Source organism: Faecalibacterium duncaniae, assembly GCF_010509575.1.
GTDB lineage: Bacteria > Bacillota > Clostridia > Oscillospirales > Ruminococcaceae > Faecalibacterium > Faecalibacterium duncaniae.
This window is the reverse complement of record NZ_CP048437.1, coordinates 2,295,244-2,308,032: the sequence shown is the minus strand read 5'-3', so window position 1 is coordinate 2,308,032 and position 12,789 is coordinate 2,295,244. Positions and strand designations below refer to the sequence as shown.

Sequence of the window (12,789 nt, the reverse complement as noted above, 5' to 3'; positions counted from 1 at the left end):
GAAAACCCTCTCACCGCTTCGGTCTGGCTTTGCCAGCGCCTTGCGGAGCTCCCCCGAAGGGGGAGCTTGAAATCAATGAAAGAAAGGATAATGACTATGAACAACTTCAACATTCAGCTGTTTGCCGAAACTCCCCTGAACTCCACCACCACCATGACCCCGGAGATGAAGACCTTCTACGAGAAGCGCCTCATCGACCAGGCAGAGCCCCGGCTGGTGCATGACCAGTTTGCGGATTACTATCCTGTGCCCCAGAACGGCGGCAAGACCATCGAGTTCCGCAAGTACGACAGCCTGCCCAAGGCTTCCACTCCGCTGACCGAGGGCGTGACCCCGGACGGTCAGGCCCTGAACGTGACCACCATCACCAGCGACCTGCACCAGTATGGCGGCTGGACCCCGCTGACTGACGTGCTGCAGATGACCGCCATCGACAACAATGTGGTGCAGGCCACCCGTGTGCTGGCAAGCCAGGCGGGCCGCACCATGGACAGCATCACCCGTGATGTGCTGGCGGGCGGCACCAATGTGCTGTATGCCCCCAAGCAGAATGCAGACGGCACCGAAACGGAGGTGAAGAGCCGCAAGGAGCTGGACAAGACCTGCACCCTGACCCCGAAGCTGTTCTTCCGGGCGGCGGCGCAGCTGGGTGCCATGAACGCGGATCCCATCGGTGACAGCTACATTGCCATCATCCACCCCTATGCCGCCTATGACCTGAAGACCTGCAGGGAATTCATTGAGGCGCACAAGTATGCTGACCCTGAGACCATGTACCGCGGCGAGATCGGCAAGCTGGGCAACATCCGCTTTGTGGAGACCAGCGAGGCCAAGATCTGGAAGGACACCACCTGTCCCAGCGGTCTGGCCGTGTTCGGCACGCTGGTGCTGGGTGCCCATGCCTACGGTGTGACCGAGCTGGAGGGCGGCGGCCTGGAACACATCGTCAAGCAGCTGGGCTATGGCGACGACCCGCTGAACCAGCGCGCTTCCGTGGGCTGGAAAGGGATGCGCGCCGCCGAGCGTCTGGTGGAGCAGTACATGGTGCGCATTGAGAGCGTATCCAGTTATTCGGAGAATGCGAGTGCCAACTGAACCTCTCAGGCGCTTCGCGCCAGCTCCCCCAGTAGGGGAGCCCTTGGCAAACCGGGCAAGCCCTGCTGGATGAACGAAACTAGGCGAGGCGTAAAAGGCAGTGCCCCTGCGACAGAGGGCAGAAAGGATGAAAAATGGACAAGAAAAACGTAAGGATCCGGCTGTTCAAGGACAACAGCCGGTACAAAGGCGACCTGTTTGTGAGTGTGAACGGCGTGAGCTATAAGATCCGCCGTGGCGTGGAGGTGGAAGTGCCGCCCGAGGTGGCAGAGGTGCTGGAACACAGCCAGGTGCAGGATGAGCGCACCGCCGCCCGCATTGCCGCCGCCGAGAGGATCGAGGGGTGAGCGCATGACGGTGGGAGAGGCTCTGGAACGGGCCGAGGAACTGCGGCCGGGCTGCAAGGTGGACAGCCGCACCCGGCAGCGCTGGCTCTGTGAGGAGGACGGGATGCTGCGGGCCCTGCTGTTCTCCGGCTGCGGGCTGCGGGCCGGAGTGGGGGCGGACCTTGCCTGGCCTGCGGAGGGCGGTCTGGACGATGCCGTAGAGCTGCTGGTACCCGTGCCTTTTGATGCGCTCTACCCGCATTACCTCTGCGCAAAGCTGGATGCTGCCCTGGGCGAGACGGAACGTTACGCCGGGGAGCAGGCCCGGTATAACAGCATTCTGGCTGAGCTGAGCGCCTGGCTGCGGCGGCGGGCAAAGCCGAAGCGCGGTGCGCAGTGGCGGTGGTGAAAGGGAGGAAAGTGGATGCTTCTGACAAATCGGACCGGTGTGAAGAATACCCGGGATCTGCTGCGGGCCTTTGGCGGCCTGAACGAGACCTACGGCTGCACCGAGGCTGAGTACAGCGGGGGAATGAATTTTTCGGCCCGGGATTTCCCGGCCCTGAGCACCCGGCTGCCCCGCCGCAGGCTGCAGGAGCTGGCCGGGCTGAACGGGATGTATCACCTGAACGGTCTGCTGACCGTCTGCGGGCAGGACCTGGTTTATACCCCGGACGAGGCCCCGGCCCAGCCCGTCACCGTGAAAAATGCCGTGGCAGACAGCCGCAAGACGATGGTGGGCATCGGAACAAAGATCCTGATTTTTCCGGACAAGGTGGCGTTCGATACGGCAGACGGCAGTGCGGCCCCGCTGGGTGCTGCTTGGGAAGCGGGAAGCCTGAGCGTGAGCTTTGCGCCCTGTGATGCTTCGGGGAATACCTACGAGGTGAAGGACAAGGGCACGAAGGAGCCGGAACACCCGCAGGACGGCCAGCTGTTTCTGAAGCTGAACGAGCCGGACAAGCCCTATTCCGCAGAGAATACGCTGGAGGTATACAGCGAGGCTTCGGGCAACTGGACGGTGATCCCGCTGGACTACTGCCTTGTGACCGCTGAGGGCATCGGGGCAGAGTTCCGGGTGTGGGATACCGTGACCCTGACCGGTACGGGGGCTGAACAGGCAGGCCAGTGGGCCGGGCTGGACGGCGACCGCATCGTGTACGGTGTGACCGAAACCACCCTGCGCCTGCGGGCTGACCCGGGCGGTGAACATTTTTACGGCAGGCTTGTCCACAATGGCAGCAGTGCTGTCTGGGTGAGCATGGACGGCACACAGCGGGAAGAGTATTTCCCGGCGGAGGGGGTGAAGGTGGAGCGCCGGGTGCCCGATCTTGAGTACCTGACCGAATGCGACAACCGGGTGTGGGGCTGTTCCAGCAGCGAGAATGTCATCTACGCCTGCAAGCTGGGCGACCCCACCAACTGGTTCTCCTACCGGGGCATCGCGGCAGACAGCTATGCTGTGACCGTGGGCAGCGACGGCCCCTTTACCGGCGCAGCCACCTGCATGGGCTATGCGCTGTTCTTCAAGGAAAACACCCTGCACAAGCTCTACGGCTCCAAGCCCTCGGATTTCCAGCTCAGCTCCCTGCGCTGCCGGGGCGTGGCCAGAAACGCGGCCCGCAGTCTCTGCGTGCTAAACGAGACGCTGTACTATCTCTCCTCCGACGGCGTGATGGCGTGGGACGGCAGCATCCCGGCCAAGGTGTCGGCGGCGCTGGATGCCGGGCGGCTTGCCAATGTGAAGCAGGCTGTGGGCGGCGCGCTGGATGGCCGGTATTATCTGCATGTCAGCCGGGAAAACGAGGTGCGTCTGCTGGTCTATGATACCGAGCGGGGCCTCTGGCACGAGGAGGATGTCTGCTCCTTTGAGATGGCCAGCACCGGCGGGCAGCTCTATCTCTGGGATGGCCGGGCGCTCTGGGCCGCTGATCCCAGCCGGGAAGCGGCAGGGCAGAGAAGCGAGGGAACGGAACAGGGCGTGGAGTTTGCCCTGACCACCGGAGATCTGGGGTTGGACAGCCCCGAGGAGCGGTACCTATCCCGGCTGACGCTGCGGCTGGATGCCGCCTGCAGGAGCCGGGTGACTGTGGAAGTGAGCTATGACGGCGGCCCCTGGGAGAACGCCGCTGCCCTGACAGTGGAGGGCCCGCGCCGCAATTGTGATTTGCACCTTGTGCCCCGGCGGTGCGCCTCGCTCCGGCTGCGGCTGTGGGGCTATGGGCAGATCACCCTGCGGAGCCTGGCCAAGACCTTCAGCGGGGCAAAGGGAAACTGGATGGAACTGGAGGGATGAACCATGGCAAGCATTGCAGGCCTGGGCAAGATCGGCCTGCCCAGGCTGAGTGAGAATATGGACCCGGAGGATGCCCGGGCCCTGCGGAATTATCTGTACCAGATGCAGGAGCAATTGCAGTATGTGCTCTGCAATCTGGACACGGAGAATTTCTCGGAGGAGCTGCGGGGCAGGCTTTCCGGCAGTTTGGGAAAGGAGGAGACATGAGCGAAAAAAAGAAGCAGGAGTACACCACAGGCGGGCTGAAAAACCGGCAGGATGTGGAAAACGCGCTGGCTTCGGCAGAGTACCGGCCCTCGCAGGAGGTGACAGACGCGGCCAGCGACCTGAAGCAGTGGCAGGCCAACCGCCCTGGCGATTACGAGAGCGCCTATCAGGGCCGCATTGACGGCCTGATGGAGGATCTGCTGGACCGGAAGGAATTCAGTTACAGCTACGGTGCCGACCCACTGTACCGCCAGTACGCCCAGCTGTACACCCAGAATGCCCAGAACGCCAGTGCCGACGCGGCGGCGCAGGCCGCTGCCCTGACCGGCGGCTATGGTTCCAGCTACGCGGCCAGTGCGGCCCGGCAGGCATACCAGCAGCAGATCGGTGCACTGAGCGAGGCCATCCCCACGCTGTACCGGCTGGCGCTGGATACCTACCAGAGCGGCGGCGATGCATTGGTGGAGCAGATCGACCAGCTGAACGGGCAGGAGCAGAATGCCCAGCAGAAGTATGAGCGGGAGCTGGCGGATTACTACACCCAGCTGGAACAAAAGGGCAATGCCTACAACACGGCTTACACCCAGGATTACGGGCGCTATCAGGATTATCTGGGCCAGTTGGACAGCCTGTACGGTTACTACGCGGCACAGGAACAGCAGGAGGCGGCCCGCCGCCAGCAGGGCTTTAACAATGTGATGACCGTGCTGGGCCTTCTGGGCGATGCGGCCCAGCTGGCCATTACCGGCACCACGGGTCTGGGCAGCATGGCAGGCAGCCTGCTGAACACCGGGTACAACATCTATGCGGGCAACCGCGCCTATGAAGCCGAACGGGCCGACACGGCATGGAAACAGAAAATGCAGGAGCAGCTGCGGCAGGATGAGCTGGCACAGCAGCAGTACAAAAACGAGCAGGCGCAGCAGGAATATCAGGACAAACTCCGCCAGCAGCAGGTCAGCAATGCCCTTGCGGCAGAGCGGCTGGACCTGAGCAAGAGCCAGTGGGCAGCCAAGCAGGAAAAGGCCAGCCGGACTGCCGAAAAAGCCAGCGCCGATGCAGCGGCGAAGCGCGGCAGCCTGACGGGTGACACCGGCCTGAAGGTGGGCAAAAGCGGCGTTTCCAGCGGCGGCACCGTGCCGTACAGCGCGGCGAGGATGCGCAGTCAGGGCCACAGTGATACGGCCATCCGCACCCAGCTGCTCAAGGAGGGATACTCCAGCAGCGAGGTCAGGAAGATCATGCAGCAGCTGAACAGCTGAAAAAAGGGGAGGGCAACCGTGAAGGTGCTCTCCCCTTTGTGCTATGCCCGGACATCCCGTTTTTTCAGCAGGAGCCATGCCAGAAGGAACATCGTCCCCAGCCAGAAGATGCAGCTGAAGGCAAACAGCCCGTAGCTGCCCACCAGAGCATCCGCGCTTTTGTTGGAGTTCATACCCAGCTGCATCAGGGAATAGGGCCACAGGATTCCAAAGCCTTTGGAGCTGATAAAGATGCCGGTAATGCCGCCCAGCAGCCCCAGAAAAATGGGCACGGCAAAGCTGCGGATGACCATGGCCAGCACCAGCTGTGCGGCAATGACAGCCAACGCACCCAGCAGTCCCCGCAGTAAAAACAGAGGCAAGGTGACCGGCGGCAGCCCGGGCAGATGGGCAAATACCTTGCCGCAGAACACGAACAGCGCAAACACAAAGCCGTGGGTCAGCAGCGCCAGCTTTGTCACCACCGCAAACTTTGCGGCAAACAGGTCCAGCGGCGGTACGGGGCTTGCCATGATCAGGTTCCAGTTGTGCCCCAGATGTTCCAGCCGCCACAAGTAGGCAGCATAGGTGGCTACCATGGCAGGGAAGAAAAGCATGGAATAAAACAGGGTGTGCTGGGTCCACAGGCTATACCAGCCGTCGGTGAGGATCTCAAGATTTTGTAAATAATTGAAGGTGCCGTAGGTGGCTGAAAGAATGGGCAGCACAAAGAACATTGCCCAGATGGGGGATGCGTGGAGTTTGCGGTTCTCCGCAAGAATACAGCGTTTCAGCATGGTTTTATACCTCCTATTACAATATATTTGGAACCGGATATGGCAGCCAGTCATATTCCATTCCAGCTCGTTCCTAAGCTACAATAAGAGAGTAATCGGCTAACGTTCACCTCCCTGGGCTTTCACGTCCGCTGACGAGACAGTTAGACATCTCTCTTGTTGTAGCATTCGTTTTAAGCAGGTTGAGCCACCGCCAAGCGGAGCGCTCGTGTCACCCAATAGATTGAATCGGCAACGAGTAAAAGATGGATTCCAGTTGCAAATACAAAATAATGGAGGAAAAATCATGAACGCAGTAGGCATTGACGTTTCCAAAGGAAAGAGCATGGTTTGTGTTATGCGTTCCTTCGGAGAAGTGGTACTCGAACCCTTTGAAGTTTTACATACCGCCCAGAACCTGAACGATCTGGCTGGGAAGCTCAAAGCTCTGGACGGAGAGACCCGCGTTGTTCTGGAAGCCACCGGGAATTACCACAAACCAGTTGCTTTCGTTTTACACAATGCGGGTTTATTTGTTTCCGTAGTCAATCCTGTTCTAATTCATGACTACGATAACAACAGTTTAAGGCGCGTTAAGACAGATAAGAAGGACGCTGTTAAAATCGCCAATTATACGCTCGACAAGTGGACACGGCTGCGGCAGTATCTTCCAGAAGATGAGGCCCGGCTGGCTTTGAAGAATTGTTATCGCCAGTACCAGCAGGCCGTAGCGATTCGTACTATGCTGAAGAATAATCTGATTTCATCTCTTGACCTGACCTTTCCGGATGCAAATAATTTATTTTCAAGCCCTGCAAAGAGCAATGGATGTGAAAAATGGGTCGATTTTATTGGAGAATTCTGGCACAGCGGGTGTGTTTCAAGCCTTTCCGCGGATGCTTTTGCTAAGAAATATCTGAAATGGTGTCAGAAGCATAGATACAATTTCACTCGCTCAAAATCGGATGAGATCTATTCCTGTGCTGTCAATGCAACTTCTCTTCCGAAATCTCCAACTTCAAAACTCCTTATTCAGCAACAGGTTGCTCAACTTAAAGCTGTCTCTAAGTCAGTGGCTGCATTCCAGCAGGAGATGCTCCGTCTTTCTCAACAGCTTCCTGAATTTGATACCGTGATGGAAATGTACGGCGTTGGCCCTTCTCTCGGTCCTCAGTTGATGGCTGAGATTGGAGACGTCCGCCGCTTCTCCTCCAAGAAATCTCTCATTGCTTTTGCTGGAATCGAACCTCAGCCGAACGACTCCGGCAAGATAATGGGAAACGACAAAGGAATCAGTAAAGTTGGTTCTGCCGTTTTGCGTAGGACGCTTTTTCTAATTATGACCGTTATTTTGCAAACACAGCCACAGGATGAACCTGTTTTTCAGTTCATGAACAAAAAGCGTTCTGAAGGAAAACCCTACAAAGTCTACATGATGGCTTCGGCCAACAAGTTCTTACGAATCTACTATGCTAGAGTGAAAGCTGTAATGGACTCTGAATGCTCACAGTAAGCATGGATATTTGTTTTTAGGACATAACCCCTCTTGAGCCTGAGCTAAATCCAAAGAACTACCTAGCTGGCGCAGCGAACCCTTGACAAACCGAAGCATTCAAATGCTATCCTGATTTTGCGAGGGCTGGCTGGGCTTGCTTTGCTATCCCCTCCGTCGCCCTCGCTGTGTTTTGAACAGCATTTGAATGCTGTTTGTCATGGGCAGCGGTTGTTTAGCGAATTTTCTTGTTTTAGGACTTGACTTTTATTAGCAGGTCTCGTCCTGTACCTTGCGCCACGCAAGGGCAAACAGCACAGCGCCCAGCGCAAGGGTGAAGGCCAGCAGCACCCAGTTGAAGGGGCGTGTGCCGTAGGTGACGGTGTGGGTGGCCTTGTCCCAGTTCGCCACTTCGTAGGCGCTCAGAGGGATGTAGTACCCAAAGGGCACAAAATAACTGGCAATCGGCGGCATAAAAGCAGAGAACAGCCCCACCAGCGCCCCTACGATGCCCACGCAGAGCGCCGGCAGGGGATTGCCCACCCACAGCATCAGCAGAAATTCGCCAAAGAAGAGCATTGCGTCCACAGCCAGCGTGCAGATGAATAGGTAGACCAGCTGCCCAGTGGGAAAGGCTTCGGTATAACCATGAACGCGCCCCAGCACCGGAACACAGGCCAGCTCCAGCACCGTGACCAACAGCACCTCCAGCACCCCAAAGACAGCTTTGCCTGCAAACAGGCTGCGGCGGCTCTGCAGGGTGTAGAGCAGCTTTGTGGTGTTGCCTTTGATCTCCATATCCCACAGCCGGGAGGCCAGCACTGCCATCATCACCGGCATCAGAATGGCTTCAATGACGGGCAGGCTGTAAAGCAGGGCGCTGTAACCGTTGGCGAGCTCCTCCGGGTCTGCCGGGGCAAGGCCACCCACCCATAGCACGACAATGCCGGGGATGAGCAGGCAGAGAGCAAGGTCGTGCCGACGGTGGGCTTTTTGCAGTTCTGCACGGAAAGCTGCCATCTTACGCCACCTCCCCGCTGGTCTGGGTCAGGCTGAGGAAGATGTCCTCAAGGCTCTTTGTCTGGGCAGTCAGACCCACCACACCCACGCCGCTTTCGGCAAGAGTGCAGACCAGTGCCGCCAGCGCTTCGTCCGGCAGCGGGGGCAGCTGCAGGGTGTCCGGCTGGTCTGCCGGTGCAGCGGCTTTTACTCCCTGCTGCTGCAGGACGGCTGCGGCTTTGGGTGCGTCCAGCACCCGCAGCAGAATGCCGCCCCGGCTGTGCTTTTGCAGCTGCTGCAAAGAACCCTCGAACAGCAGTTTGCCGTGGTTCAGGATGCCCACCTGATCCACCATCTGCTCGATCTCGCCCAGCAGGTGGCTGGAGATCAGCACGGTGGCTCCGGTGGTCTGGGGCATGGAAGCAATCAGACTGCGCATCTCCTGAATGCCTGCCGGGTCCAGACCATTCGTAGGTTCGTCCAAGATCAGCAGTTTGGGGCTGCCCAGCAGCGCCATGGCAATGCCCAGCCGCTGCTTCATGCCAAGGGAATACTGCCCCACCTTCCGGTCAGCGTCTTTGGTCAGGTGCACGATCTCCAGTACCCGGCTGATGTCCTTCCGGTCCACGTCTTTCAAGTCAGCCACGATGGAAAGGTTTTCCCGGGCGGTCAGGTGCAGGTAACCGGAGGGGGATTCGATCAGACTGCCGGTCTGTCGCAGCAGGGCAATGCGGTTTGCTTCGTTCAGGGTGTGCCCCAGCAGTTCCACACTGCCGCCGGTGGGGTGTACAAGCCCCAGCAGCATCTTCATGGTGGTGGATTTGCCCGCACCGTTGGGGCCTAAAAAGCCGTAAACACAGCCCTCCGGGACAGTCAGGTTCAAATGATCCACCACCGGACGGCCATGGTAGTTTTTGCAAAGGGCATGGGTCTCAATCACAGGTTTCATAAATGGTCTCCTTTCGCATTCATGGTTTTCGGAACGATGCCAGAATACACCCGCTGCCTTAAACTGACCGGAAGCGCAGCTTAAATTCCCCTTAAATTTGCAGGTGTTTTCCGCTGCGGCGTGAAAAGTGTGGTATAGTAAAGGCGGGAAAGGAGAACTGCCCTTATGGATACCATTTATGATGCAAAGCTCCTGCTTGTGGATGACAACGCCGAGCTGCTGGCACTGCTGTGTGAGCAGCTGCGGGGCGCAGGATATGGCCATATCAGAACCGCCCAAAGCTGCGGGAGTGCCCGCGCCTGCTTTGCGGCAGAGCAGCCGGAGCTGATGATCCTGGATATCAACCTGCCGGATGGGGACGGCTTTTCGCTGTTCCGGGCGTTGCGGGCAAAAGCGGACGTTCCGGCGCTGTTCCTCTTCGCACGGGACGCGGATGCCGACCGTCTGTTCGGGCTGGGTCTTGGCGCAGATGACTACCTGACCAAGCCCTTTCTGATGCAGGAACTGCTGCTGCGGGTGCAGCATATTTTGCAGCGGGCGTACCGGGCAGAGCTGTCCCGTACAAAACCGGCACCTTTGCAGCTGGGGGAGCGGTGCGTAGACCTGAATGATGCCATTGTTACCCTGCCAGAGGGCAAAACACTGGCGCTGACTGCTACCGAGCTGGCGCTGCTGCGGAAATTGGCAGAGAACCGGGGACACATCGTTACCTACGATGCCCTTTGTGCGGCGGTCTGGGGCGCAGATTACTATGGCTACGAGAACAGTCTGGGTGTACATATCCGGCATCTGCGGGAGAAGCTGGAAGCCGAACCCGGTGCGCCGCAGTTTCTGCGGACGGTGCGGGGCATTGGCTATAAGCTGACAAAGGGGGAAGAAGCATGAAAACCTTTGTGCGCCTGATCCGGCGGTATGTGCTGGCGGCGGTGGGCATTGTTCTGCTGCTGTTGTTTTCCGGTGTTGCGGTGCTGGGCTGGCTGGGTTGGCAGGAGAGCTGCCGCCTGCCGCAGCGGGAGTATTCCTCCAGCGAGATCGCGGATTCTATGGTGGAGACCGCCGAAGGGCTTGCCTTTGGGACAGAACGCACCCCGCAGGAGTGGATGAACGGCTACGAGTGGGCGATGGTACTGGACGATGTGGGAAACATCCGCTGGAGCTACAGCCTGCCGCAGGATCTGAACCATGCCTACACTCCCGGCGATATCGCCAAATTTTCCCGCTGGTATCTGGCGGATTACCCGGTGTTCTGCTGGACAGAACCCTACGGGCTGTTCGTCATCGGGCTGCCAAAGGGGAGCCTGTGGAAGTACAGCATTTACAGCTCACCGGACTTTGCTCTGAGCATGGTGCGGGTGCTCCCGGCGGCAGCGCTGGGATTGCTGATGCTGGGTCTGGTGCTCTGCTTCTGGCTGAGCTGGCGGGGGGCAAAGCGGCTGGAGACCGTGGCAAACGGTCTGGATGCACTGGCGCAGGGGCAGACTGTCCGGCTGCCTACCGACGGTTTTGCCGGGGAACTGGCAGAAAAGCTGAACCGGACCGGGGCGCAGCTGCAAGCCAAAAATGAGATGCTTTCCCGGCGGGACAACGCCCGCACCCAGTGGATCGCAGGGGTCAGCCATGACGTGCGCACCCCGCTGGCGCTGATCTTAGGCTGGGCGGAGCAGTTGGAACAGGATGCACTTTTGCCGGACAGCTCCCGGCAGAAAGCGGCCGGCATCCGCACCCAGTGCGAAAAGCTGCGCACCCTCATTGATGACCTGAACCTGACCAGTAAGCTGGAATACGGTGCCCAACCCCTGCGCCGGAAAGACCTCCGGGCAGGGCCGCTGTTCCGGCAGCTGGTGGCGCAGTTTTGCGAAAGCCCGCTGGCGGAGCACTGCGGGATCACACTGGAACAGGAAGAACCAGCAGAGCAGACGGTGCTTTCGGTGGATGAGGCGCTGCTGGCACGGCTGCTGGAAAACCTGCTGAACAACAGTGTCCGGCATAACTCAAAGCCGGTGAACATTACCGTGCACACCCGGCGGGCAGGGGAGCGCTTCTGCCTGACCGTGGCGGATGACGGCATCGGCTATCCGGCTGCCGTTCTGGCGGCACTGAACGCTGTGGAGCCTGCCGAAAATGCACCCCATATCCTTGGCTTATATGTAGTGCAGCAGATCGCCGCCGCCCATGGCGGCAGGGCAGTGTTCGGACAGAACAGCCCCCACGGTGCCAAAGCGGTGGTGTACCTGCCGCTGGACTGAAAAGTTATCGGAATCCTTGCTTTTCCCGGCCGGATTTCTTATACTTTGAACAAAGAAGTCTTTTTTTGGTGCAAAACACAGGAGGAATCATGGCTGAGATCTCAAGTCTGCTGACATTGCAGGGCCAGCTTGCGCTGCTGACCCTCATTGGCTTTTTTCTGGCCCGAAAGGGCATCATCAATGCGCAGGGACGCAAGTGCCTGACCGACCTGCTCATCAATGTCATCCTGCCCGCGAACATCATCCAGTCGTTTCTGGTGGAGTTCAGCTGGGATGTGCTGAAGAGCAGTGCGTCGATCCTTGTGATCTCGCTGGCGCTGCAGATCGGCTGTGTGGTGCTGTGTGCCCTGGGCTACAACTGGCTGCCCTTTGCAAGGCGGAGCGTTTACCAGTATGGCACGGTCTGCTCCAACGGTGCGTTTCTGGGCAGCGCACTGGTGGACGGCATCTGGGGCAGCAGCGGCCTGCTGCTCAGCTCCATCTACCTTATCCCCCAGCGCGTGGCAATGTGGTCGGTGGGCGTGAGCTACTTTCTGCAGGACGAAAAGCCCGCTTCCAAAGAGGAGATGCGGGCAGACCGCAGGGCCGTGCTGCGGAAAACATTCACCCACCCCTGCATCCTGGCGGTCGTGGTGGGCATGGTGCTGATGGCCTCTCAGCTGCCGCTGCCCGGCTTTTTGGGCCGCACCGTCAAGAGCCTGAGCAATTGCAACATGGATGTTTCCATGATCCTGATCGGTGCCATCATCGGCAGCAGCCGGATGGGCAAACTCTGGGATAAGGACTGCTTTCTCTACTGCATCATCCGGCTGGGGCTTATCCCGGCGGCGGTGCTGCTGGGCTGCAGGCTCTGCGGCGCGGAGAGCCTTGTGACCGGTGTTTCCGTGGTGCTGGCTGCCATGCCCATGGGCGGTGTGACCGCAGTTCTGGCGGAAAAGTACGGCGGGGATTCCGCCTTTGCCAGCAAGTGCGTGGCGGTCTCTACGGTGCTCTCCCTCATCACAACCCCGCTGTGGTGCATGGTCGTGTAAGGGTGGGACCGACCGCTGCGCCCGCGGCAAAATGTGAAAAACACCTTGTCAATGGCAATCATGGCCGAAGAATCACGGTACTTTTTGTCCAATCGGCGAATAGCCTTTGCCGCCGGATGGTGATACAATAG

At 59.1% G+C, this 12,789-nt stretch carries 13 protein-coding genes; 10 read left to right on the top strand and 3 right to left on the bottom strand.

All coding sequences use genetic code 11. The features are described from left to right. Nucleotides 1-96: 96 nt before the first annotated feature. From GXM22_RS11130 to GXM22_RS11105, 6 genes are all read left to right on the top strand, one after another. Complete coding sequence (locus GXM22_RS11130; RefSeq protein WP_082210765.1) at nucleotides 97-1,095, top strand: N4-gp56 family major capsid protein; 999 nt, start codon at nucleotides 97-99, stop codon at nucleotides 1,093-1,095. 134 nt (nucleotides 1,096-1,229) lie between these two features. Beyond that, nucleotides 1,230-1,442, top strand: a complete 213-nt coding sequence (locus GXM22_RS11125) for a hypothetical protein (protein WP_005931267.1) — start codon at nucleotides 1,230-1,232, stop codon at nucleotides 1,440-1,442. Nucleotides 1,443-1,446: 4 nt separating this feature from the next. Then, entirely contained in the window at nucleotides 1,447-1,830 is a 384-nt protein-coding gene (locus tag GXM22_RS11120; RefSeq protein WP_005931264.1) for a hypothetical protein, read from the top strand. A 15-nt stretch (nucleotides 1,831-1,845) separates the two neighbouring features. After that, entirely contained in the window at nucleotides 1,846-3,717 is a 1,872-nt protein-coding gene (locus tag GXM22_RS11115; RefSeq protein ID WP_005931261.1) for a hypothetical protein, read from the top strand. A gap of 3 nt (nucleotides 3,718-3,720) precedes the next feature. Further along, nucleotides 3,721-3,924: a hypothetical protein gene (locus GXM22_RS11110; protein WP_005931258.1), complete on the top strand. Its 204-nt coding sequence runs from the start codon at nucleotides 3,721-3,723 to the stop codon at nucleotides 3,922-3,924. Continuing rightward, entirely contained in the window at nucleotides 3,921-5,186 is a 1,266-nt protein-coding gene (locus GXM22_RS11105; protein ID WP_005931256.1) for a hypothetical protein, read from the top strand. Before GXM22_RS11110 ends, GXM22_RS11105 begins: the two co-directional genes overlap by 4 nt. A gap of 41 nt (nucleotides 5,187-5,227) precedes the next feature. Here GXM22_RS11105 and GXM22_RS11100 read toward each other — a convergent pair whose 3' ends face one another. Continuing rightward, nucleotides 5,228-5,962 carry an ABC transporter permease gene (locus GXM22_RS11100; RefSeq protein ID WP_005931253.1) on the bottom strand — a complete coding sequence of 245 codons (735 nt, stop codon included), beginning with the start codon at nucleotides 5,960-5,962 and terminating at the stop codon, nucleotides 5,228-5,230. A gap of 286 nt (nucleotides 5,963-6,248) precedes the next feature. Here GXM22_RS11100 and GXM22_RS11095 point away from each other — a divergent pair, with 286 nt between their 5' ends. After that, nucleotides 6,249-7,454, top strand: a complete 1,206-nt coding sequence (locus tag GXM22_RS11095) for an IS110 family RNA-guided transposase (protein ID WP_005931251.1) — start codon at nucleotides 6,249-6,251, stop codon at nucleotides 7,452-7,454. A gap of 249 nt (nucleotides 7,455-7,703) precedes the next feature. On the opposite strand, the gene GXM22_RS11090 is transcribed toward GXM22_RS11095, so the two are convergent. Both GXM22_RS11090 and GXM22_RS11085 read right to left on the bottom strand, forming a co-directional pair. After that, entirely contained in the window at nucleotides 7,704-8,453 is a 750-nt protein-coding gene (locus GXM22_RS11090; protein ID WP_005931249.1) for an ABC transporter permease, read from the bottom strand. A gap of 1 nt (nucleotide 8,454) precedes the next feature. Then, nucleotides 8,455-9,381, bottom strand: coding sequence for an ABC transporter ATP-binding protein (locus GXM22_RS11085; RefSeq protein WP_005931246.1), 927 nt, complete (start codon nucleotides 9,379-9,381; stop codon nucleotides 8,455-8,457). 165 nt (nucleotides 9,382-9,546) lie between these two features. On the opposite strand from GXM22_RS11085, the gene GXM22_RS11080 reads away from it, so the two are divergent. The 3 genes from GXM22_RS11080 (at nucleotide 9,547) to GXM22_RS11070 (ending at nucleotide 12,658) form a co-directional block, all read left to right on the top strand. Continuing rightward, a complete protein-coding gene (locus GXM22_RS11080; RefSeq protein ID WP_005931244.1) occupies nucleotides 9,547-10,266 on the top strand; it encodes a response regulator transcription factor in 720 nt (239 codons plus the stop codon). Further along, nucleotides 10,263-11,627 carry a sensor histidine kinase gene (locus GXM22_RS11075; protein ID WP_005931240.1) on the top strand — a complete coding sequence of 455 codons (1,365 nt, stop codon included), beginning with the start codon at nucleotides 10,263-10,265 and terminating at the stop codon, nucleotides 11,625-11,627. The genes GXM22_RS11080 and GXM22_RS11075 overlap by 4 nt, the downstream gene beginning before the upstream one ends. 89 nt (nucleotides 11,628-11,716) lie before the next feature. Beyond that, nucleotides 11,717-12,658, top strand: coding sequence for an AEC family transporter (locus GXM22_RS11070; RefSeq protein ID WP_005931237.1), 942 nt, complete (start codon nucleotides 11,717-11,719; stop codon nucleotides 12,656-12,658). Nucleotides 12,659-12,789: the final 131 nt, after the last annotated feature.